Genomic DNA, 22,128 nt, shown 5'->3' with positions numbered 1-22,128 from the left:
GAAGATGTTGATCATGGCTTTGACCTGCGTTATCGTGCGGCCTCGTCGGTGTCGGCCGTCATCGGGTCGTCGAGCAGGGCAAGATCCGGGGGGACGAGGGTGGTGCTCTCCAGCAGTTCGCGGATCAGGTTCTGGTTCAGGGCGTTGCCGACGGGCTCGCCGACCTCCTCCCGGGTGAGTCCGGGCACGCCGCCTCTCGACAGCCGGGCGCGGACGGCCGCGACCCGGTGCTCGACCTTCTTGGCGGTCCAGCCGGCGTCGGGCTGAAGGTCATCGAGGTGTTCACAGACCTGCTGCCAGGTCAGCGGCTGGGGGTGCGTCTCGTACAGCAGGTACCGCTGGGCGAGGGCGACGAGGACGAGCCGCTCGCCGGCCGAAAGCCGCCAGGTGCGCGGCGGCTGGGTCGGGTCGGAGTGCCGGGACGCCGGTCGCCGCTCGTCCGGCCCGGTCACGTACAGCTCGAGCAGATGCTCCCGGCCGTTCGAACCGCGGACGAACAACGGCGTGTAGCCCTCGGCGAGCGGCACGGCCTCGTCCCCGGCGAAGAGCAGCCGCGAGTCGGGGAACCGGACGGGCAGCCGTCCCGTGGTCCGTACCCACCACGTTTCGTCGCGGCGGGTCAGCAGGCCGTGGTGGCGGCTGATCCGCCGGTCGTCCTCGCCGATGCACAGGTGCACCTTCGGGCGGTTGCGCCCGAAGGTGATGGTGCGGCCCTCCCGCGGCCGGACCACGATGCCTCCGGTGATGGCCAGGGCGTAGATCATGCCCGGCGTCGACGGCGGCACGCCGAGGGCCAGGCTGGCGTGCCCCGCCGAAAGCCTCCGGCCGCCCGGAACCGGCCGCCCATCGCCCACATCGACCTCCGCGAGCAGGGATGCGGCCAGGATGGCACGCGCGGCCGGGACCCCTCCCGGACGAGACCGCTACCTTCGCGGTGTCCCGGATCGCGGGGGCGTCCGGGACGCCCCGCACGGTCCGGCGCGGCGCGAACGGACGTGCGCGAAAAGGCGAACGGTCGTGCACGAAATGGTGCGACGCCTCGGACGTCGCTCACTAGAGTCCCCGCGAAGTCGCCGGGTCGGCCGGTGGCGGAACGGCTCAGCCACCGCGTCCGGGAGAACTCATTGCGCGTCTACAACGTCGGCCGAAGCATGCTCTCCCTCCTCGTCCTGTGCCTGGGCGCCGCGCCGTTCTACTGGCTGATCGGCAAGTACGCGGTCGGCATCGGCGCGGTGCTGGGCATCGTCTTCCTCGCCGTCAGCGGCGCGTTCCGGGAACGCGACGCGCAGGGGGCGTCCAACTACGCGATGGGCGCCTGCGGGTTCCTCTCGCTCGTCGCCGTCGTGAGCCTGGTGACCGGCGTGCTGGCCCTCGTCCGCAACGTCGGTCACGGCTGGCCGGTCGTCGGCGGCGCGGTCGCCGCGCTGACCCTGGTCTACTTCCTGACCTGCGTCGTCGCGCGGGTCTTCCCGAGGTGGCGGGCGAACACCGAACGGGAGCGGCTGGCGAGCCGCCTCGGCTGGCGTCACCGTCGCGCGGACGCCGAGCTCCTCGACCGGGTGCGCGGTCTCTTCCCGGAGTTCGGCGACGTCTACGGGGTCGTCGACGGGGAGATCGACGGGGTCGCATTCACGATGGGCACCGTACGGCGCGCCCTGCGTCCGCGCGGCCGGGTGTGGCTCGTCCCGCTCTCCGCGGCGCTGCCGCGCATCCAGATCAAACGTGACCCGTCGCAGGCCGAGCTCGGCAAGGGCATGGTCGCCGCCGGCGACGTCGGGTACGGCTACGTCTCGCCCAACGTCGACGCCACGCAGATCCCGCTGGCGGAACAGATCATCGGCGGGCTGCGCACGCTGGGCGTCGCGGAGTGCCGGATCCGGGGCAGGGAGCTGGCGCTGCTGGTCCGCGGCGCCGGCCGCCCGGAGGACGAGGCGCGGCTCGTCCCCCTGGCCTACCGCGCCCTGCCCCTGGAGGCCGCCCGGCAGGCGGCGGACGAGATCCTCACATGGGAGGCCGGCGCGGCGGCCAAGCACGGCGCCGCCGTCGCGGGACGTACGGCCCGCAAGGGCCCCGAGCCGGAGACGCTGTTCGGCTACGGCTACTTGGCCGGGTTCGTCGAGATCATCTGCGGGATCTGCGCCTGGATCTACAACGGGTTCCTCCCCGGTGTGGCGCTGCTCATCGCCGCGATCGTCTTCTTCGTCGTCGCGTCGCGCGGCGACCAGAAGGGCAAGAAGCCCGACGTGCCCATGGCCGAGACGTCGTAGGGCCCGCCCGGCCGCGCGCGGTGACCATGCACTGAGCCTGGTGCGGCCGGAAGCACGTCTGTTAAGTTAGCGCTAACGGCAGCGCTAACTTCCCCGCCGTACTGCGAGGGTTTGCTATGACGGACTACCGAGGACTCACCTGGGACCATCCGCGCGGCACGGTGGCCCTGAACACCGCGGCCGAGCGGTTCTCGCGGGAGGCGCACGGCGACACGCTCGGCTGGGACAGCCAGCCGCTCGAGGGCTTCGAGTCGCATCCCATCGGCGACCTCTGTGCGCGCTACGACCTGGTGGTGCTGGACCACCCGCACCTCGGCGACGCGCTGGCCGCCGACGCGTTGCGGCCGCTCGACGACCTGTTCCCCGTCTCCGCGCTCGATGAGTGGCGGGCCGCCGCGGTCGGAGCGAGCGCCGCCTCGTACACCGCGCGCGGGCGGCTGTGGGCGGCGCCGCTGGACGCCGCCACCCAGGTGTCGGCGTGTCACCGGGAGACGCTGCCCGAGCCGCCGCGTACCTGGGAAGAGGTCCTGGAGACCGTTCGCCGCGTGCCGTCCGCCCTGTCCGTCGCGGGTCCGCACGCGCTGCTGACCTTCTTCTCTCTGTGCCAGGGGCTGGGGGAGGCGGCGCGGACCGCGGGGGAGGGACCGCTCGTGTCCCGGCCGACAGGAGTGGCGGCGCTGGAGATGATGCGCGACGCCTTCGCGCACTGCGACCCCGCGACGGCCCGGCTCAACCCGATCGCGCTGCTGGAACGGCTCGCCCGTGGCTCGCTGGCCTACTGCCCGTTCGTCTACGGGTACGTGAATTACGCGGCGGCGCCGGGCCACCCCGTGCGGTTCGGCGACGTTCCCCGCCTGACGCCCGGTGGGCCGCTCGGCTCCACGCTCGGGGGCACCGGCCTCGCCGTCTCGCGCCGGGCCCAGGTGTCGGAGGCGCTGAAAGGGCACATCGCGTGGCTGATGTCCGCCGACGCGCAGCGGCGGTTCCTGCCGTGGCACGAGGGGCAGCCCGCTCGGCGGGAGGCGTGGACGGACCCGGACGTGGACGAGGCCTGCGGTGGCTTCTACTCCGGCACCCTCGCCACCACGGAGGCCGCGTGGGTACGCCCGCGCCACCCCGGCTACACCGCGTTCCAGGCATCGGCGTCCACCCTGATCCGCGAGAACCTGTCGGCGGGGCGCGCCGCCGCCGCGACGTACGACGAGCTGGAACGGGCCCACCGGGCCGCCGTCCGCTGAAAGGAACCCCATGGAGAGCACCGTGCCGGAGATCGGCTGGTCGCTGAGCGACCACGTCGCCGTGATCACCCTCGATCGCCCCGCGAAGCTGAACGCCGTCACGGCGGAGATGTCGGCGGAGCTGATGCGCCTGGCGAACTGGTGCAACGCGTCCGACGACGTCCGGGCCGTCATCCTCACCGGGAGCGGAGACCGCGCCTTCTGCGTCGGCTCGGACATCGCCGAACTCGACGCGTACGCCACCCCCTGGGACTTCCGCAACCGCGCCGACTACTGCGACTCGTTGCGCCGCCTGCGCAAGCCGCTGATCGCCGCCGTGAACGGCTGGGCCCTGGGCGGAGGCCTGGAGACCGCCCTCACCTGCGACATCAGGATCGCCGCCGAGTCCGCGCGGTTCGGCGCGCCGGAGATCAAACTGGGCTGGGTCGGCGGAGGCGGGATGTCCGCCCTGCTGCGGGCGAGCATCGGCGAGAGCAACGCGGCCCTGATGCTGATGACCGGGGACCCCATCACGGCCGCACAGGCGGAGCGGTGGCACCTGGTGAGCGAGGTGACCCGGCCCGAGGACCTCCTGGACCGTGCGCACGCCGTGGCCGAGGTCATCGCCTCCCGGGCCCCCATCGCCGCCGAGACGGCCAAGGCCAACCTGCGGGCGGCGGCGACCATGCCCCTGGACCAGGCGCTGACCTACGAACGCGACCTGCAGACCGTGTGCTTCGCCACCGAGGACGCCGCCGAGGGCCGGGCGGCCTTCCGGGAGCGACGTCCCGCCGTCTTCCAGCGAAAGTAGATTCATGGAAACCCACATCGACCAGAGCGCCGGTCTGTCGGGGCTGCGCGCCGCGAACACCCTGCCGCAGGACGGTACGACCGGTGCCCTCCTCGCGCGGATCTGGAACCCGGCGGCGGGCGGCCCCTCGCCGGCCGCCGTCCGCGCGGACGGCGTGTACGACGTCTCGGCCGCGTTCCCCACCGTGGCCGGCCTGTGCGAGGAGGACGAGCCCGCGGCCGCGCTGCGGTCCGCGGCGGGCGTCCGGGTCGGCGGCGTCGACGACCTGCTGGCGGCGACCGTCGACCGGCCCGGCGACCCCGGGGCCGCCCGCTTCCTGGCGCCGGTCGACCTCCAGCCCGTCAAGGCGGCCGGCGTCACCTTCGCCGCCTCCATGGTGGAGCGGCTGATCGAGGAACGGGCCCAGGGCGACCCCGGCGCCGCCGCGGCGATCCGCGCGGAACTGGCGGAGGCGCTGGGCGGCGACCTGCGTTCGCTGCGCCCCGGCTCGCCCGAGGCCGCCGAGGTCAAGCGGCGGCTGGTGGCACGCGGAGAGTGGAGCCAGTACCTGGAGGTCGGCATCGGGCCCGACGCCGAGATCTTCACGAAGGCGCTGCCGCTGTCCGCCGTGGGCCACGGCAGCCGGGCGGGCGTGCTGCGCGAGTCGGAGTGGAACAACCCGGAACCGGAGGTCGGCCTGGTCGTCTCCTCGCGGGGGGACATCGTCGGCGCCACGCTCGCGGACGACATCAACCTCCGCGACTACGAGGGCCGGTCCGCGCTGCTGCTGCCCAAGGCGAAGGACAACAACGCCTCGTGCGTGCTCGGCCCGTTCGTGCGCCTCTTCGACGGTGGCTTCGGGCTGGACGACATCCGGTCGACGACCGTCCGGCTGGAGGTCGTCGGCGCCGACGGCTTCCGGATGAGCGGGGAGTCGCCGCACGGGCGGATCAGCCGGGACCCGGCCGACCTGGTGAGCCAGCTCATGGGCGACCACCACCAGTACCCCGACGGCGTCGTCCTGCTGCTGGGCACGATGTTCGCGCCGGTCGAGGACCGGGAGCGGCCCGGCCTGGGCTTCACGCATCACCAGGGCGACATCGTACGGATCTCCACGCCGGAACTCGGGACCCTCGTCCACGAGGTGCGGCACGCGCAGGACTGCGCCCCGTGGGAGTTCGGCGTGCGCGCCCTGATGGCCAACCTCGCCGGGCGCGGCCTGCTGCGCTGACCGATGACCCCTGGGGGCCGCCGCGCCGGTCAGGCGCTGGCGCGGCGGCGGATCTCGAATCCCAGGTCGACGTGGGGCCTGGCCGGTTTCTCCCCGCGCATCCGGCGGAGCAGCATCCGGGCGGCCTCCTGGCCGATCGTGGTGTTCGGCAGGGCGACGGTGGTCAGGCCGGGCCGGATCAGCCGGGACAGCTCGAAGTCGCCGAAACCGGAGACCGCGATCTCGTCGGGTACCGCGATGCCGCGCTCCGCCGCGGCCAGCAGGGCGCCGTTGGCGAAGACGTCGGTCGCGAAGACCAGGACGTCGCACTCCGGATGAAGCCGGCGTATGACCTCCAGGAGGCGCCCGCCCGCCTCCAGGGTCAGCGGATACTCCGAGGCGTCGAACACGCGCGGCTCGGCGCCGGGCCAGTGGTCCGCCACGGCCCTCAGATAGCCGTCGAGCCGGCGCCGCGAGCGGTGGTCGCCCTTGTGCAGGCGGCCGACGAAGCAGGGCCGCCGGTATCCGGCCTCGTGCAGGGAGGACACCATCGCGTACATGGCCTCCTCGTTGGAGAAGCCCACGAGAGTGTCGAGCGGGGTGTCGGTCCAGTCCCACGTCTCGACGACGGGGACGCCGGACGCCGTCAGCATCCGCACCACCGCCGGGCTGTGGAGGGTGCCGGTCATGAAGAACCCGTCCGGCCGCCGGCCGAGCAGCGAGCGGATGAGCTCCTCCTCCCGCTTGTCGTCGTAGTCGGTGTAGCCGAGCAGCAGCTGGTACCCCTCGGGCGCCAGGACGGAGGACAGGCCGGTCAGCGTCTCGGAGAAGATCGAGGCGGACAGCGAGGGGATCACCGTCGCCACGATCTTGCTGCGGTTCGAGGCGAGGTTGCGAGCGGACAGGTTCGGCACGTACCCGGCGTCGCGGATGGCGGTCTCGACCTTCTCCCGGGTGTGCGGGCTGACCTCGTCCGGAACGCGCAGCACCCGGGAGACCGTCTGGGCGGACACCCCGGCGAGCTCCGCGACGTCCTGGAGCGTCACGGAGCGGGTGGCGGAGCGGCGGCGGGGCGAGGTCATCGCTCCGTCCTGACGGCTCATCTGTCGCTCTCCTCGGTGTCGCCGCCGGCCGGGAGGCCCAGCGCTGTCGGCCCAACTCTACGCACCCGGCTCCGGCGTCACGTGGCCGTTGTCCATTCCTGGGCCGCTCTTTTGTTAGCGCTGACGATAGCGCTAACATAACCTTGGAACGCTCGTGCTTTCAGTCGCTGGGTGAAGAGGCGGTTCATGAAGGTTCTCGAAGGAATTCGCGTCCTCGACCTGTCCATCGCGATGTCGGGGCCGTTCGCCGCCATGAAGCTGGCGGATCTGGGCGCGGACGTGATCAAGGTCGAGCCGCCGGGCGGCGAGTGGCAGCGGCACGCCGCCGCCGGCGGCGCCCGCGGAAACGAGGTCAACGCCTCGTTCCTGTCGCTCAACCGCAACAAGCGCAGCCTGTCGATCGACCTGAAGTCCGAGGCGGGCGGCCGGCTGCTGCGCGACCTCGTGGCCACGGCGGACGTGTTCCTGCAGAACTACCGGCCCGGCGTCGCCCAGCGGCTCGGCGTGGACTACGAGACCCTCAGCGCGGTCAAGCCGGACCTGGTCTACGTGTCCATCTCCGGGTACGGGGAGACCGGCCCGTACGCCCGGCGCCCCGGGCAGGACGTCCTGCTCCAGGCGATGAGCGGGGCCCTCTTCAGCGCCGGGCGGCCGGGCGAGCCCCCGACCCCGGCCCCGTACTTCCTGGTGGACGCGTTCGCGGCCTACTCCGCCTTCGAGGGCGCCCTCGCCGCGCTCTTCCACCGGCAGCGGACGGGGGAGGGGCAGCTGGTCCAGGTCAACATGCTCGACGCGATCATCGCCGCGCAGATGCAGGAGATCAGCGTCCGTACGGTGGGCGGGGTGCCGCAGACCCGAGGCGAGGCGATCCACGCGCACAGCTACATCCGCGCGCCCTACGGCATCTTCCCGACCGGCGACGGCTACCTGGCGCTCTCGTTCGCCGAGCCCGCCGTCCTGGCCCGGCTGATGGAGGACCCACGCCTGGCCGCGTACGAGGCGGAGCGCGACGGCTTCCGCGAACGGGAGGCGATCTCCACGCTGGTGGAGGAGAACCTGCGCAAGCGGACCACCGCGGAGTGGATCGAGGAACTCGGCGCCGCGGGAGTGTGGTGCGGGCCGGTCTACGGCTACGACGACCTGCTGACCGACCCCCAGGTGCTTCACAACGGCTCGTTCGTCACCTACGACCATCCCACCGAGGGCACCGTGACGACGCCGGGCTTTCCCTTCAAGCTCTCGCGCAGCGCCCAGGCCGTGGACCGGCCGGCCCCGGTCAACGGCGAACACAGCCACGAGGTGCTCCGCGAACTGGGCCTTAGCGAGGACCGGATCGACCGGCTGGCGAAGGACCAGGTCATCGTCCGCGCGCGCCCGGCCGCCCGCAACCCTCTCTAAGGAACACTCATGCCCCTGAAGGGAACCATGTTCGTCGGCGCCGAACGGCGTCCGGGATCCGGTCCGGCGATCACGTCGCATGACCCCCGTACCGGCGCGTCCCTGGAGCCCGCCTACGGCACGGGCACGGATGAGGACGTCGCGGACGCCTGCGAGCGCGCGGCCTCGGCCGCCGTCGCGTACCGGTCGACGTCGCCCGGGGAACGGGCCGCCTTCCTGGAGCGGATCGCCGAACGCATCGAGGACCTGGGCGACGAACTGGTCGACAGGGCGGTCGCCGAGAGCGGCCTGCCACGCGGCCGGATCAGCGGCGAGCGCGACCGCACCACCGCCCAGCTCCGCCTCTTCGCCGACGAGGTAAGGGCGGGGGAGTGGGCGGACACGCGTATCGACCCGGCCCTGCCCGACCGCAGGCCCGCTCCACGGCCCGACCTGCGGCAACGTCATCTGGCGGTCGGCCCGGTGGCGGTGTTCGGGGCGAGCAACTTCCCGCTGGCCTTCTCGGTGGCGGGCGGCGACACCGCGTCGGCGCTGGCCGCGGGCTGCCCCGTGGTGGTGAAGGGGCACAGCGCCCACCTCGGCACCTCCGAACTCGTCGGCTCCGCCGTGGCGGACGCGGTCCGCGACAGCGGGCTGCCCGAGGGCGTGTTCTCCCTGCTCTTCGCGGCGGGCAACGAGGTCGGGCAGGCACTGGTCGCCGACCCGCGGATCCGCGCCGTGGGGTTCACCGGCTCGCAGGCGGGCGGCCTGGCCCTGCAGCGGACGGCCGCCGCCCGCGCCGTGCCGATCCCGGTGTACGCCGAGATGAGCAGCGTGAACCCGGTCTTCCTGCTGCCGGGGGCGCTGCGGGAACGCGCCGCCGGGCTGGCCGAGGGGTTCGCCGGCTCCCTGACCCTGGGAGCGGGCCAGTTCTGCACCAACCCGGGTCTGATCGTCGCCGTCGACGGCCCGGAGCTGACGGAGTTCCTCGCCACCGCGGTGCGCGTTCTCGCCGCGACGACCGGGCAGACCATGCTCACCGAGGGCATCCACGCCGCCTACGAACGGTCCACGGCCGGCCTCCTGGCGACCGACGGCGTACGGGAGCTCTGCGCGGGCCTTCCGGGAGAGGGGGAGAACGTCGGCGTCGCGCGGCTGTTCTCCGTGGCGGCCGACGTCTTCCTCGGGCGTCCCGAGCTCCAGGACGAGGCGTTCGGCGCCGCGTCCACCGTGGTGATCTGCCGTGACCCGGAACAGCTGCGCGAGGTGGCCGCGGCGCTGCGCGGCCAGCTGACCGCGACGGTCCACCACGGGGACGGCGACCGGGAGATCGCGGCGGCGCTGCTGCCACTGCTGGAGGAACGAGCGGGACGCATCCTGTTCGACGGCTGGCCCACCGGCGTGGAGGTCACCCACGCGATGGTGCACGGCGGACCGTACCCGGCGACCTCCGATGGGTGCACCACCTCGGTCGGCACGCTCGCGATCCGCCGGTTCCTGCGTCCGGTGTGCTACCAGAACGTGCCCGCCGAACTGCTCCCGCCCGAGGTGTCCGACGACAACGCCTACGGCCTGCCGCGCCGCATCGACGGCGCCCGCCGCTAGGGACGCGCCGGCCGGGCGATCCCGTGGGGCGCCCGGCCGGCGCGGGCTCACGGCGTCCAGGGGGTGCCTGGCGGAACACCCGCTATTCGGATTCGCTCGCGCTATCGGCGCTGCTGTGACCAGACGGACCAGAGGGCGGCGTAGGTTCCTGCCGCGGCGATCAGCTCGGTGTGCGTGCCGGTCTCGGCGATCCGGCCGGTGTCCAGCACGATGACGCGGTCGGCGGCGGCGGCCTGGGTGAGGCGGTGGGCGACGACGAGCGCGGTCCGTCCTTCCAGCGCCGCCTCGGCCGAGGCCTCGAGGACCCGGGCGCCCGCGCTGCCCGCCTCCGCGGTCGCCTCGTCGAGGATGACGACCCGGGGATCGGCCAGCACGAGCCGGGCGAACGCCAGCTGCTGTGCCTCCGCGACGGTCAGGGTGTGCCCGCCGTCGCCGACCCGGGTCGCCAGCCTCTCCGGGAGCCCTTCGGCCCAGCCGAGCGCGCCGACGCGGTCGAGGGCCGCGCACAGCTCCGCGTCGGTCGCGTCCGGCGCGGCCAGCCGCAGGTCGTCGGCCAGGGTTCCGGCGAACACGTGGACCTCCTGGGTCACCAGCACCACGTGCGCGCCCGGCACCGGGGGGCGGCCGCCGACCAGGACCGAGCCCGTGCCGGGCCGGTGCACGCCGGCGATGAGCTTGGCCAGAGTCGTCTTGCCCGCGCCGCTCGCGCCGACCAGCGCGACCCGCTCACCGGCCGCCACGTCGAACGTGACGTCGCTCAGCACGGCACGACCCGGAACGTACGCGTGCCCCAGCGCCCGCGCGGTGACCGACGCGCCCCGCGGGGTGCTGGTTGCGTCTGCCGGGGTGGCGGTTGCGTCTGCCGGGGTGCTGGTTGCGTCTGCCGGGGCGGCGGTTGCGTCCCCTGGGGTGCTGGCTGCGTCTCCCGACGCGCCGACTCCGTCCCCCGGGGTGGCGGCTGTGTCTGCCGGGGTGGCGGCCGTGTCCGCTGGCGCGCCGGCTCCGTCCGTCCGTACGTCGGCGCCGTCCTTCTCGGCGGGCGTCCGTACGTCGGCGACGCCCACCAGCCGCCGTAGGCCGGCGGCCGCCGACTGGGCGTCGTCCACCAGCGCCAGCGCCATGTTGATCGGGCCGAACAACCCGTGGAAGTACAGCGCGGCGGCCGTCGCGCCGCCGACCGTCGCCGATCCGTCGCGTACCAGGACGAACCCCACGGCCAGCACCGCGCACAGCCCGGCGTACTCGCCGACGTGGAGCCTGCTGTAGAACCGCGTCCGCAGCGCCACGCCGCGCAGGGACAGGTCGACCGCCACCTGCGAGCGCCGCTCCACCCGGCCGAGGTGACGGCCGGTCAGCCGCAGCGCCCGTAGGGTCGCGGCTCCGTCGATCGTGCCGAGCAGCGCGTGCTGCTGTGCCCCGGCCGCCGCCCGCTGCTCGGCGTACAGCGGCCCGGCCCGCCGCGAGTACCAGCGCGCCGTGTGCAGCTGCACCGGTACGGCGACCAGCGCGGCCGGCAGGAACCGCCAGTCGAGCACGGCCATCCCGGCCAACGTCGAGACGATGGTGAGCAGCGAGCCGATCAGCGCGGGCAGCGCTCGTCGCACGGCCTCGGCGATGACGGTGACATCGCCGGTGACCCGCGAGGTGAGGTCGCCCGACCCGGCGCGCTCGAGCTGGTCCAAGGGAAGTCGCAGGGCGCGGGCCAGGAAGCGTTCCCGCAGCTCGGCGAGCGCGTTCTCTCCGGCCCGCGCCAGTTCGGCGAGCCCGGCGGCGGACAGCACGCCCTGCACGAGGGCCGCCGCGACCAGCAGGATCGCGGGCCAGGTGATCGAGCCCGCGCCCCGGCGTCCGGTGACGAGGTCGACGATGCGCCCCACCAGCGGAGGGACGAGCAGCCCTGCCAGCGTTCCGGCGAGGAGGACCGCCAGGGCAAGGACGACCGTCCAGACGCGCGGCCGCAGGAGCGCGCCGACCGAACGCAGGGTCCGCCGTCCGCTCGCGACCGGCAGCAGTTCCCGCTCACTCATGACAGGACCGCCGCCCGGTAGCGGGAGTGTTCCGCCACGAGTGCGGTGTGTGTGCCCTGGGCGGTGACCGCGCCCTCGTCGAGGAGGACCACCCGGTCGGTGACGGCCAGGAGCGCCGGGCTCGTGGTGACCACGATGGTGGTCCGGTCGCGGCGGAACGCGCGGAGGCCCTCCGCGACGCGGGACTCGGTGACCGTGTCGACGGCGGTGGTCGGGTCGTGCAGGACGAGCACCGGAGGATCGGCGGCGAGCGCACGGGCGAGGGCCAGGCGCTGGCGCTGCCCGCCGGACAGCGAACGGCCGCGCTCGTCGAGGACCGTGTCCAGCCCGGCCGGCAGGGCCGCGACCACCTCGTCGGCGCCGGCCGCGACCAGCGCCGCGTCCAGGCCCATGTCGGCGGCCAGGTTGTCGCGGACCGTGCCGTCGAACAGCCGCGCGTCGTGCCCGGCGACGAGGATCGCGGCCCGCAGTTCGCCCGGGTGCAGGTCGGTGAGGGCGACGCCGTCCAGCTCGACCGAGCCCTCCTCCGGGTCGGCGGCCCGCCCGAGGTGGGCGAGCAGCGCCGACGCGGCGGCCGGGTCGGTGGCCACGACGCCGACGAACTCGCCGGGGGTGATGTCCAGGTCGACCCGGCGCATGCCCGTGCCGGACAGGCCGCGCAGGGCGATCTTCCCGGCGGCGGGGTCGGGCACCGGGAGCGGGCCCGGTGTCACGGCCGGCGGACTCGACAGCACCGTCGCGATGCGCCGGGCCGACGCGCGGCCCTGCGCGAACACGCCGTTCACCCACGCCAGGGTGGTCAGCGGGGTCAGCAGGTACTGGGCGAGACCGGCCGTCGAGACCAGCTCGCCGATGGTGATGTGCCCGCCGGCCGCCAGCCGCCCGCCGGCCAGGGCGATGACGGCGAGGAACACGCCGTTGAGCGCGATCGTCAGACCGTGGTAGGTCGCCTCCGCCCGCGCCGACCGTACGGTGGCGCGCAACGACTCCCGGCTGGTGCGCCGATAACGGTCGAGCGCGTGCCGCTGGGCGCCGAGGCCCTTGAGCACCCGGAGCCCCGAGACGAGGTCGGCCGCCACGCCCGACGCCCGTGCGGCGTGCTCCTGCTCGGTCTCGCTGCGGTGTTCGAGCGGTTTGCCGAGCCGGTGCGACAGCCAGAGCAACGGCGGCGCGCCGACCAGGACCAGCAGGCCGAGCGGCAGCGAGATCATCAGCAGCAGGACCGCGGTCAGCGCGAGCCCGCCGACGGCGGCGGTCGCGGAGGGCACCATCGCGGCGACCGCGCCGACGCGTGCCGCGTCCCCGGCGGCGATGTCCACCAGGGCGCCCGGCAGCCGTCCGGCCTCGGCGCCGCCCCGGTGGTCGAGGACGCGCCGGGTCAGCGCGAGCCGGAGCTCGTGCGCGGCCTGCTGCGACGCGCGCTGGGCGGCCCGGTCGCCGAAACGGTAGCTGAAGCTGAGCGTCAGGTACACCGCGCCGAGGACGCCGAGCCACAGCGCCAGCCCGCCGGGTCCGCCGCCGACCGCCTGGTCGATCACGACGCCGATCAGGAACGGCACGAGCGCCTCGCCCGCCTGATGACCGCTGATCAGCACGGAGCCGAGCAGAACGGGCCGGCGTTGTCCCGCGATGGCCCGGGTCAGGACGGAGCGCCCGGCGGGAAGCGCGGACCCCCTCCGATGCCGAAGACGCCTCATCCGCCCTCCGGAGCAGCGATATAGGTAAGGCTTACCTTATCTGCTTGCTCACGTCACGGGACCGGCGTCTCATCTATCGGACGCGGTCTCCTCGATCAACGCGTTGATCTCCGGCAGTACGGCGTCGGCGACCTGGATTCTCCGCTCGATCAGGCCGTTCGCGTGGAAGAGGTCGGCGGCGCGCTGCTGCTCGGTGACGAAGTCGCCGGTGACCGGACGCAGCCCCCACGGCCGGGTGCGCAGCGCGTGCTCCCAGGCGTCCAGGTCCCCGCCGTCGTCGGCGGCGAACAGCGCGGCGGCGTCCCGCGGGTTCTGCCGGATCCAGGCGTCACTCTCCTGCAGCGCCGCCACGATCGCCGCCAACTCGCCGCGCCGTTCCGTGGCGAACGCCCGGCTGGTGAACCACAGCGAGCGGTGGCTGAACAACCCGTCGGTCTCGATGATCGTCCGGACCGGGCCGCGCCGCTCCACCTCGGTGAGGTGCGGGTAGGAACCGACCCAGGCGTCCACCTCGCCGTTCAGGAACAGCTCGGTGGCGTTGCCGTACGCGTCGACCGGCTCGATGTCGCGCCAGCTCAGCCCGGCCTGCTCCAGGGCGAACAGGAGCAACGTGGTCTGCCAGGAACCGTGTCCGAGGGCGACGCGCCGGCCCTTCAGGTCGGCGGGCGTGGCGATCGGGGACTCCGCGGGCACGACCAGGCGGCCGTTCTCGACCCGCGGCCCGGAGATCGCGACGTAGACCACGTCGTGGCCCTTGGCCTGGGCCGTGACCGGCGGAGTGGACCCGGTGCCGATGAAGTCGTAGCCGCCGTCGAACAGGTGGTCGCCGTGGGCCGACGGCAGGCCCTCGGTCGGCTTCGGCCGCTCCCCGGCGGGCAGCGACCGCAGGTCCACCCACTCCACGTCCGGGACGGACCGCTCCAGGACGCCCCGGTGCCGCAGCACCCACAGGGAGTTGTTCTGCGGGAAGTATCCGACGCGCAGGGTCATGACGGTTTTCCTAATGAGTTCTGGGAGTGAGCCATCCGGCAGACTCCTGGGTTTGGTAGCCGCCGGCAGGTGAGCACTTGGTTTTCCTGGACCTGGAGTCCTGATGAAAGATCGTGCCCTTGCCGGTCGGCCGGGAGAGTTGATCGCTGATGGGATGTCGTGCCCGGTTCTGTACTTGGGGCCGTGAGCACTGCTTCATTAGGTCGCTGATGGTTCTCCCGCAGGCTGCTGAACAGCGGTTCCGGAGATGGGAGAGACGTTGCGGCTGTTCGTTGGGGATGACTGGGCCGAAGCGCATCACGATGTTGAGGTGATGGATGCGTCGGGCCGTCGGCTGGCCAAGGCCCGGCTGCCCGAAGGCGTTGTCGGGATGACGCGGCTGCACGCGATGCTGGCCGAGCGGGCCGGACAGGTCGCCGATGAGGATGTGGAGGTGGTGGTCGGTATCGAGACCGACCGCGGTCCGTGGGTAGGGGCGTTGGTGGCGGCCGGGTACACGGTGCTGGCGGTCAACCCGCTGCAGGCCGCCCGCTACCGGGAACGCCTGGCCGTGTCCGGGGCCAAGAGCGACTCCGCGGATGCGCACATGCTGGCCGACATGGTCCGCACCGACTCCCACCAGCTGCGCCCGGTGGCCGGGGACAGTCCGCAGGCCGAGGCGGTCAAGGTCGTCGCGCGCACGCACAAGACACTGATCTGGGAACGGACCCGCCACACCCAGCGGCTGCGGCACGCGCTGCGCGACTACTTCCCGGCCGCCTTGGTGGCGTTCGAGGACCTGGACGCCCCCGACACCCTGGAACTGCTGGCCAAGGCCCCCGACCCCGCGTCGGCGGCCAAGCTGACCATCGCCCAGATCAGCGCGGCGCTCAAGCGAGCCCGCCGCCGCGACATCGCGGCTAAAGCCGCGCGGATCCAGGCCGCGCTGCGGGCCGAGCACCTGGGCCAGCCGGACGTGGTCACCGCCGCATACGCGGCCACGATCCGGGCTCTGGTGGCGGTGCTGGTCACCGTGGAAGAGCAGGTCACGGCCATGCGCAAGGAGGTCGAGGCGCATTTTGGGCGGCACCCGGCCGCTGAGATCATCCTGTCCCAGCCAGGGCTGGGACTGATCCTCGGCGCCCGGGTGCTCGCAGAATTCGGCGACGACCCGCTCCGTTACACCTCGGCCAAGGCGCGCAAGAACTATGCCGGCACCTCCCCGATCACCCGAGCCTCGGGGAAGAAGAAGGTCGTCGCGGCACGGTTCGTGCACAACGACCGGCTCATCGACGCCCTGATGACCCAGGCATCCACCGCGATCAGCGTCTCGACCGGCGCACGCACCTACTACGACAAGCTGCGGGCCCGCGACGCCGGCTACAACGCCGCGCTTCGCCAGGTCGCCAACCGGCTCGTCGGCATCCTGCACGGCTGCCTCAAGACCGGCACCCTTTACGACGAGGCGACCGCTTGGTCGCATCGCGCCGAGTCGCTTGCGGCTTGACATCTAAGCTCCTGGGATGTCTTTCAACAGGGGAAGAACGTTGCGGCCCACGCGCTGGGCCTCCTCCAGATGGGGCACGCCGGCGAGGATGAAGGCGTCCACGCCGAGCGTGATGAGTTCGTCGAGCCGGGCGGCGACCTGGTGGTAGTCGCCGACCAGGCCGAAGAGCGGGCCGGGGCGCAACCGGTTGAAGCCGCCCCACACGTTCGGCTGGACCTCCAGATCGCGGTACGAGTCACCGGTGCCCGCGGTGAACTCCCGGCCGCGGCGCCAGCCGACCGACTCACTGGCCTCGGGGGTCCGCTCGGTCTCGCGGAGACGTTCCCAGCCGCGTTCGATCTCCTCCCACGCCTGTTCCTCGGTCTCCCGGGCCAGCACGTCCACCCGTACGGCGAACTTCGGGGGAGTGTCACTGTGGCGGCGTACGAGGTCGAACTTCTCGCTGAGTGCGTCGAACGGCTCCAGCCAGGACAGGTAGTAGTCCGCGTGACGGCCGGCGGCGGCGATCGCGGCAGGGGAGGACCCGGAGAAGTAGATCTCCGGGAACGGCTGCCCGCGCAACTCCGGCGGCAGCGCTCCGCCCTCGACCCGGTAGAACCGGCCCTCGTGGTCGTACGGCCCGTGCCACACACCCTTGAGCACGTCGAGGAACTCCGAGGTACGGGCGTACCGATCGTCGTGGTCGACCCGGTCGCCCCACCAGAGCTGCTGCGGACCGCCGCCGCCGGAGATGATGTTGTACACGACCCGGCCGCCGGTCGCGGCCTGCAGCGTGGCCGACATCCGCGCCGCCTGCACCGGGTGCAGGAACCCCGGCTGGAAGGCGATCATGAACCGGTACGTGCTGGTGTCGTGGGCCAGCGCGGCGGCCGCGGCCCACGGGTCGTCGGTCTGCGGGAAGGACGGCATCAGCCCGCCCACGAAGCCCGCCTGTTCGGTGGAGCGCGCCACCTCGGCCATGTAGTCCAGCGGGCCGTACCCGTCGGAGGCTCCGGCGCGGAGTCCCGGGCCGAGACTGCCGGGGAGGAACGGCCCGAAGCCGCCCCGGGTGATGTCGCCCAGCCGCAGCGCGGGCGCGTCGCCCTCCATGGCGATCCGCCAGTAGATGTCAACCATGCCGTACCTCCTGTTCCAGCAGTGGCAGGACGCGCTGCCCGATCCGGTAGGCGTCGTCCAGCGGCGCGGCGGGTTCGAGGAAGAACTCCGTGACGCCCCGGTCCAGGTGCGTTCTGATCTCCGCCGCCACCTGTTCGTCCGGCCCCGCCCGTACCGGTAGCCGGACGGCGGCGGCGACCCCGTCCGGCACCAGCGCCGGATCGTCGCCGGGGTCGAGCACGTGCACGTCGGCGTGGTTCGCGGACAGCTCCAGCGCCTCGTCCGAGGTACCCGAGAGGTACACGCGGGGGAACGGGCGCGGCGCGCGGGACGCGGGCAGCCCGCCGTCCAGGACCTGGAAGTACTCGCCGTCGAAGCCGAATCCGGAACCGTCCCAGACGCCCCGGGCGACGGTGAGGAACTCCGCCGCGCGGGCGTACCGGGCGGCGCCGGTCAGGAAGTCGCCCTGGGCGCGGGCGACGGCCGGGTCCAGGTCCACGATGAGCCGCCAGCCGAGCCGTCCGCCGGTGTAGCGCTGCGACGAGGCCGACAGCTTCGCCGCGTAGACGGGCGTGGCGATGCCCGGATGGAACTCCGCGATCACCTCGATACGCCGGGAGTCGCGCAGCAGTCCCGCCGCGACCACCAGCGACTCCAGGCCGCCGGGGTCGAACGGCACCAGCGCGCCGTCCAGGCCCGCCAGCTCGGCTGCCCGGCCGACCAGGCGGTGGCCCGTGCCGCGGTCGGGCGGCCGCAGGTCGGTGACGAACTCCGGCAGCTCCACCCGTTCGGGCGCGCGGGTGGGCACGGTGATGTGGAAACGGGTCAACGTCGTCCCCCTTCGATGGCCTCCACGGCCGGTTCGTTCTCCCGTACGCCCAGGTCGGCCAGCAGCCGGCGGCGCAGCGCGGTGAACGCGGGATCGGTGGCGTCGCGGGGCCGCTCCGCGGCCACCGTCTCGTCGGTGACGAGCCGGCCGTCCCTGAGCACCGCCACGCGGTCGGCGAGCTTGATCGCCTCCTCGACGTCATGGGTGACCAGCAGCACCGCCGGACGGTGGGTGCGGACCAGATCGGCGACCAGATCCTGCATCCGCAGCCGGGTCAGCGCGTCCAGAGCGGCGAACGGCTCGTCGAGCAGGAGCAGGTCCGGCTCGCGTACGAGGGCGCGTGCCAGCGCCACCCGCTGCGCCTCGCCGCCCGACAGCGTGTGCGGCCAGGCCCGCGCGTGGTCGGCGAGGCCCACCTCGGCGAGGGCTCGCAGGCCGCGCTCACGGGACTCCGCGGTGCGCGGCAGCCCCACGACCACGTTGCCGAGCGCCCGCTTGGACGGCACCAGACGCGGTTCCTGGAACACGATCGTGCGCGCCTCGGGCACGAGGACGGTCCCGGCGTCGGGCCGTTCGAGCGCGCCGAGGATGCGCAGCAGCGTCGTCTTGCCGGTGCCGCTGGCGCCGAGCAGCGCCACGAACTCACCGCGCCGGATGTCCAGGTCCAGCCCGTCCAGGACGGACCGGGCGCCGAAGGTCCGGCGCAGCCCCTCGATGTGCACGGCGACGCTCATCGGGCCGCCCCTCTCGGCCGCCACGGCATCAGCACCCGCTCCGCGCCTCGCGCGACCAGGTCGGCCGCCAGCCCGAGCAGCCCGTAGATCAGCACGCAGACGGACAGGATGTCGGTACGGGAGAAGCTCTGCGCCTGGGTCATCAGGTAGCCGATGCCGGAGGTGGAGTTGATCTCCTCGGCGGCGATGAGCGCGATCACGCTGAGGGTCATCGACAGCCGGAAGCCGGCGAGCAGCGACGGCAGCGCGCCCGGCAGCACCACCTCGGCGACCAGCCGCCACCGTCCCAGCCCGAACGACCGCATGGCCTCCAGCAGCCGCCGGTCGACGGTGCGCACCCCGCCGGCGGTCGAGACGTACATCGGGAAGGTGGTGGCGACCGCGATGAGGATCACCCGGGCCGTCTCACCGATCCCGAACCAGACCATGAACAGCGGCACCAGGGAGAGGAACGGCAGGGCCCGCAGCAGTTGCAGCGGGGAGTCCAGCAGTTCCTCGCCCAGCCGGGAGAACCCGGTCACCACGCCCAGCACCAGCCCCGCGGTCAGCCCGAAGAGCAGGCCGAGGACGGCCCGCGTCAACGAGACCCCCAGCGCGTCGGTGAGCTGGCCGTCCGACCAGAGCTCCCCGGCGGCCTTCGCCACGGTGGCGGGGGAGGCCAGCACGTCGGGGGTGAGCACCCCGGTGGCCGAGGCGACCCACCAGCCGGCCAGCAGCGCCAGCGGCCCGGCCGTACGCAGGATCGGTGTCACGCCCCGGCGCCTCGGCCGGGGCAGGTCCGGCCGCGGGACGACGAGATCGGGGTACGCGGTGGTCACAGCCGCACCACGTACGGCCGCACGTCCACCCGGGTAGGCGTGATCTTCTGGTCGGCGAAGAACTCGGCGACCTGGGCGAAGTCGGCGAGGTTCGTCTCGCCGATCACGCCGGTGGGGGCGCCCTTGCTCACGTCGTCGATGGTGAGCCGCCGCGCGGTCCCGCTGACCGCCTGCGGGCCGGAGGTGGTGAAGACGTTGACGAAGTCCGCCGGGTTCTGCTTCTCCCGCAGGCTCTGGTCGTGCAGGTAGGTGTAGAGCACCCGGAGGACGTCCGCGTGCGCGTCCGCGAAGCCGGTGCGGACGGCGAACACCGAGTAGTTCTGCGAGCCGATCTGGCCGCCGTTCACCAGGAAGTGGGCGCCGGTGGCGGCGATCTCCGGGAGGGAGTACGCCGCCCAGACCGCCCAGGCGTCCACCTTCCCGGAGTTGAACACCGGGGCGGTCTGCGCCGGGTTGAGGTACACGCGGGTCACCCGGTCGGCCGGGATGTTCGCCTGGGCCAGCGCCTTGAGCAGCAGGTACTCGGCGGTGCCGCCCTTGTTGACGGCGACCTTCCTCCCCACGAGGGCGCCGACGGAGGTGATCGGCGAGCCCTTGCGCACCAGGATGCCCTCGCCGGTCTTGTCGGGGGCGACCTGGGCGAACAGCTTGAAACCGGGCCGCTGGGCGAGCGCCGCGATGGCCGAGGTGATCGAGCCCTGCGCGATGTCCAGCTTGTCGGCGTTCAGCTCCTGCGCGGCGGGGGCGAACGGCCCGGAGCTTCCGGTCCAGGCCACCTTGGCGTGGACGGCGGCCAGTGCCCTGGCCAGGCTGCCGTCCTTCTTGCCGCGGGCCAGCACGCCCGCGTTGCCCGGGTCGGGGATGCGGATGGTGACCGTACGGCCGCCGGCGGCGTCGGCCGCACTGGCCGCGTCGCCGCCCGACCCGCCGCAGCCCGCCACCGCCAGCAGCGCGGCCAGCAGGCCCGCGGCCAGGGTGTGGCGCCGGAAAAGCGTGCGTGTCATGACTGCTCCTGTGCGATGAAGGGAAGGCGCGGGACGAGGGCGCGAGCCTCGGCCAGCGGTGCGGGGTCGGCCCAGGTGGTGACGTCCACCGGGGTGTCGTGGAAGCCGTGGCGCCGCAGGAACTCCTCCTGCTCGGCCAGCAGCGTGAGGCGGACGTCGTCGAGGCCGGCGTGCAGGCCGCGGTGGTAGTCGCCGCGGTAGGCGCCCGCCACCCCGGCCGGACCCGACCCGGTCTCGTCCTGCAGGATGCGCGCGACCTCGGCGGGCCGGTCCGCGGCCCAGTCGGCGGCGCCCAGCAGTACCGCCAGGAAGCGGACGACCAGGTCGGGGTGGTCGTCCAGCAGCCGCTGGTCGACGGTGATCGGGCGAGGTGTGCCGTTGTTGACCCGCGACCGCCTGTCGGCGAAGGAGTCCAGGTCGATGGCCACCTCGGCGCCGTGGCGCGCGGCGGCCTCCACCGCCACCGCGCCCTTGGTGTAGACCGCGTCCACCCGGCCCTCGCGCAGGGCGGTGAGCTCGGCCTCCCACTGACCGGGACCGTCGCCGTCCAGGTCCACCGGCACGGCGTCGTCCAGGCTCAGCCCGGCCTGGCGCAGCGCACCGTCGAATCCGCGCAGGGCCATCGCCCGCCAGAAGTCGATCTCGATGGCGCGGTGCGGGATCGCCAGCCGCCGGCCCTTCAGGTCGTCGGGCCCTTCGATGCCTGAGCCCGGCCGCGCCACGATGACCTGCCGTTCCTCGATCCAGGTCAGGCCGACCAGCCGGGTCGGCGCGCCGCCGGACCTCGCCCACAGCGCGGGAACGTTCCCGCCTTCACGGAACAGCGTGGCCAGCCGGTGCCGGAAGTGCTCACCGCGCACATCGCCGGCCCCGGACTCCTGCAGTGACCGGACGGCGATGCCGTCCGCGGCGAACTCGGCCGCCAGCCAGCCTTGATCCGCGGCGATGCCGGTGGCGGTGGGGACGGGACAGCGGGTGAACCACAGGGTGTCCGGACGTGAGGTGACCATGCGGGAAGTATTTACGACAAAACCTACCAACTCAATCTAGATTTCATATGATGGGAAACAGAACGGCTCGGCGAAAGGCGGGACATGCCGCGGACGAACACTCCGACCGGAAACCAGGCGGTCCTGCGCGCCCTGAACGTCCTGCACTGCTTCCGGGACAACGGCGCCGCGCTCAGCGCCTCAGACATCGCCCGGCGACTGAACCTCAGCTCCTCCACCGCCCACCGGCTCGCGCGGACCCTCGTACGGGCGGGCTTCCTCGACCAGGACGACGGCACCGCCCGCTACCGGCTCGGCCCGTCCGTCGTGGAACTCGGCCTCCTGTCCTACCACCAGCGCGGCCTGCAGAGGACCGGCCCGGAGCTCGACCATCTCGCCCAGGTCACCGGGGCCACCGCCGACCTGGCGATCCGCGGCGGCACGCATGTCGTGCTGGTCTCCGGCGGTTCGGTGCGGCGCAACGACACCGGGATCGGGCTGCGCCGCCCGCTGCACTCCACCGCCCTCGGCAAGGTGCTGCTGGCCTGGGCACGGCCGGGCGAGGACGACCTGTCGGAGCTGGGCCCGCTCCGCCCGCTGACCGGCCGTACCATCGCCGACCTGCCCAGCCTGCGCGCCGAGATCGAGCGCGTCCGCGCCGCCGGGTACGCGATCAACGACGGCGAGTCCGCCGAGGGGATCCGCACCCTGGCCGTCCCTCTGCTGGACCGCGCCGGCCACGCCCGCTTCGCGCTCGCCGTACGATCCACGCCGGAGGTGCTCACCGACGCGCGCATGCCCTGGTTCCTGAGCCATGCGCAGACCTGCGCCCGTGCCCTCGAAGTCCTGCTCCTCCACCCCGACGAGCGCCGCCGCGCCTGACCCGTGCG

19 protein-coding genes are annotated in these 22,128 nt (G+C 73.2%); 8 read left to right on the top strand and 11 right to left on the bottom strand.

The features are described from left to right. Positions 1-29: 29 nt before the first annotated feature. Positions 30-854 carry a hypothetical protein gene (locus ACQEV1_RS32050; RefSeq protein ID WP_433398416.1) on the bottom strand — a complete coding sequence of 275 codons (825 nt, stop codon included), beginning with the start codon at positions 852-854 and terminating at the stop codon, positions 30-32. 231 nt (positions 855-1,085) lie between these two features. On the opposite strand from ACQEV1_RS32050, the gene ACQEV1_RS32045 reads away from it, so the two are divergent. From ACQEV1_RS32045 to ACQEV1_RS32030, 4 genes are all read left to right on the top strand, one after another. Further along, positions 1,086-2,267: a hypothetical protein gene (locus ACQEV1_RS32045; RefSeq protein ID WP_433398414.1), complete on the top strand. Its 1,182-nt coding sequence runs from the start codon at positions 1,086-1,088 to the stop codon at positions 2,265-2,267. Positions 2,268-2,383: 116 nt separating this feature from the next. Beyond that, entirely contained in the window at positions 2,384-3,505 is a 1,122-nt protein-coding gene (locus tag ACQEV1_RS32040; protein WP_433398412.1) for an ABC transporter substrate-binding protein, read from the top strand. A gap of 10 nt (positions 3,506-3,515) precedes the next feature. After that, on the top strand, positions 3,516-4,295 hold the full coding sequence (locus tag ACQEV1_RS32035; protein WP_433398410.1) for an enoyl-CoA hydratase/isomerase family protein: 780 nt from the start codon (positions 3,516-3,518) through the stop codon (positions 4,293-4,295). A 4-nt stretch (positions 4,296-4,299) separates the two neighbouring features. Continuing rightward, entirely contained in the window at positions 4,300-5,505 is a 1,206-nt protein-coding gene (locus ACQEV1_RS32030) for a fumarylacetoacetate hydrolase family protein (RefSeq protein WP_285572211.1), read from the top strand. A gap of 29 nt (positions 5,506-5,534) precedes the next feature. Here the strand turns inward: ACQEV1_RS32030 and ACQEV1_RS32025 are convergent, their stop codons facing one another. Beyond that, a complete protein-coding gene (locus ACQEV1_RS32025) occupies positions 5,535-6,587 on the bottom strand; it encodes a LacI family DNA-binding transcriptional regulator (protein WP_433398409.1) in 1,053 nt (350 codons plus the stop codon). Positions 6,588-6,773: 186 nt separating this feature from the next. Here ACQEV1_RS32025 and ACQEV1_RS32020 point away from each other — a divergent pair, with 186 nt between their 5' ends. After that, positions 6,774-7,985 (top strand): CaiB/BaiF CoA transferase family protein, encoded by a 1,212-nt coding sequence (locus ACQEV1_RS32020; RefSeq protein ID WP_433398407.1) that lies wholly within the window; start codon positions 6,774-6,776, stop codon positions 7,983-7,985. A gap of 9 nt (positions 7,986-7,994) precedes the next feature. Further along, the gene (locus ACQEV1_RS32015; protein WP_433398405.1) at positions 7,995-9,569 is read left to right on the top strand and encodes an aldehyde dehydrogenase (NADP(+)); all 1,575 of its coding nucleotides are present in this window, start codon (positions 7,995-7,997) and stop codon (positions 9,567-9,569) included. A 101-nt stretch (positions 9,570-9,670) separates the two neighbouring features. Here the strand turns inward: ACQEV1_RS32015 and ACQEV1_RS32010 are convergent, their stop codons facing one another. The 3 genes from ACQEV1_RS32010 to ACQEV1_RS32000 form a co-directional block, all read right to left on the bottom strand. Beyond that, positions 9,671-11,596 carry an ABC transporter ATP-binding protein gene (locus tag ACQEV1_RS32010; protein ID WP_433398403.1) on the bottom strand — a complete coding sequence of 642 codons (1,926 nt, stop codon included), beginning with the start codon at positions 11,594-11,596 and terminating at the stop codon, positions 9,671-9,673. Then, on the bottom strand, positions 11,593-13,191 hold the full coding sequence (locus ACQEV1_RS32005) for an ABC transporter ATP-binding protein (protein ID WP_433398401.1): 1,599 nt from the start codon (positions 13,189-13,191) through the stop codon (positions 11,593-11,595). Before ACQEV1_RS32005 ends, ACQEV1_RS32010 begins: the two co-directional genes overlap by 4 nt. A gap of 171 nt (positions 13,192-13,362) precedes the next feature. After that, on the bottom strand, positions 13,363-14,283 hold the full coding sequence (locus ACQEV1_RS32000; RefSeq protein ID WP_433398399.1) for an ABC transporter substrate-binding protein: 921 nt from the start codon (positions 14,281-14,283) through the stop codon (positions 13,363-13,365). A gap of 247 nt (positions 14,284-14,530) precedes the next feature. On the opposite strand from ACQEV1_RS32000, the gene ACQEV1_RS31995 reads away from it, so the two are divergent. Beyond that, a complete protein-coding gene (locus tag ACQEV1_RS31995) occupies positions 14,531-15,769 on the top strand; it encodes an IS110 family transposase (RefSeq protein WP_433397788.1) in 1,239 nt (412 codons plus the stop codon). A 3-nt stretch (positions 15,770-15,772) separates the two neighbouring features. Here the strand turns inward: ACQEV1_RS31995 and ACQEV1_RS31990 are convergent, their stop codons facing one another. The 6 genes from ACQEV1_RS31990 to ACQEV1_RS31965 are packed head-to-tail and all read right to left on the bottom strand — an operon-like array spanning position 15,773 to position 21,259. Next, on the bottom strand, positions 15,773-16,885 hold the full coding sequence (locus tag ACQEV1_RS31990; protein WP_433398397.1) for an LLM class flavin-dependent oxidoreductase: 1,113 nt from the start codon (positions 16,883-16,885) through the stop codon (positions 15,773-15,775). Then, positions 16,878-17,693 carry an LLM class flavin-dependent oxidoreductase gene (locus tag ACQEV1_RS31985; protein ID WP_433398395.1) on the bottom strand — a complete coding sequence of 272 codons (816 nt, stop codon included), beginning with the start codon at positions 17,691-17,693 and terminating at the stop codon, positions 16,878-16,880. Before ACQEV1_RS31985 ends, ACQEV1_RS31990 begins: the two co-directional genes overlap by 8 nt. Then, entirely contained in the window at positions 17,690-18,427 is a 738-nt protein-coding gene (locus ACQEV1_RS31980) for an ABC transporter ATP-binding protein (protein ID WP_433398393.1), read from the bottom strand. Before ACQEV1_RS31980 ends, ACQEV1_RS31985 begins: the two co-directional genes overlap by 4 nt. Further along, entirely contained in the window at positions 18,424-19,245 is an 822-nt protein-coding gene (locus ACQEV1_RS31975; protein WP_433398391.1) for an ABC transporter permease, read from the bottom strand. The genes ACQEV1_RS31980 and ACQEV1_RS31975 overlap by 4 nt, the downstream gene beginning before the upstream one ends. Next, positions 19,242-20,249: an NrtA/SsuA/CpmA family ABC transporter substrate-binding protein gene (locus tag ACQEV1_RS31970; protein ID WP_285623001.1), complete on the bottom strand. Its 1,008-nt coding sequence runs from the start codon at positions 20,247-20,249 to the stop codon at positions 19,242-19,244. Before ACQEV1_RS31970 ends, ACQEV1_RS31975 begins: the two co-directional genes overlap by 4 nt. Next, entirely contained in the window at positions 20,246-21,259 is a 1,014-nt protein-coding gene (locus ACQEV1_RS31965; RefSeq protein ID WP_433398389.1) for an ABC transporter substrate-binding protein, read from the bottom strand. The genes ACQEV1_RS31970 and ACQEV1_RS31965 overlap by 4 nt, the downstream gene beginning before the upstream one ends. An 84-nt stretch (positions 21,260-21,343) precedes the next feature. Between ACQEV1_RS31965 and ACQEV1_RS31960 the strand changes: the two genes are divergently transcribed. Continuing rightward, positions 21,344-22,120, top strand: coding sequence for an IclR family transcriptional regulator (locus tag ACQEV1_RS31960; RefSeq protein ID WP_433398387.1), 777 nt, complete (start codon positions 21,344-21,346; stop codon positions 22,118-22,120). Positions 22,121-22,128: the final 8 nt, after the last annotated feature.

Origin of the sequence: Actinoallomurus sp. CA-142502 (genome assembly GCF_050936355.1) — a bacterium.
Lineage (GTDB): Bacteria > Actinomycetota > Actinomycetes > Streptosporangiales > Streptosporangiaceae > Actinoallomurus > Actinoallomurus iriomotensis.
Note: the sequence above shows the minus strand (reverse complement) of the source record. Positions and strands in the feature narration are given on the sequence as shown.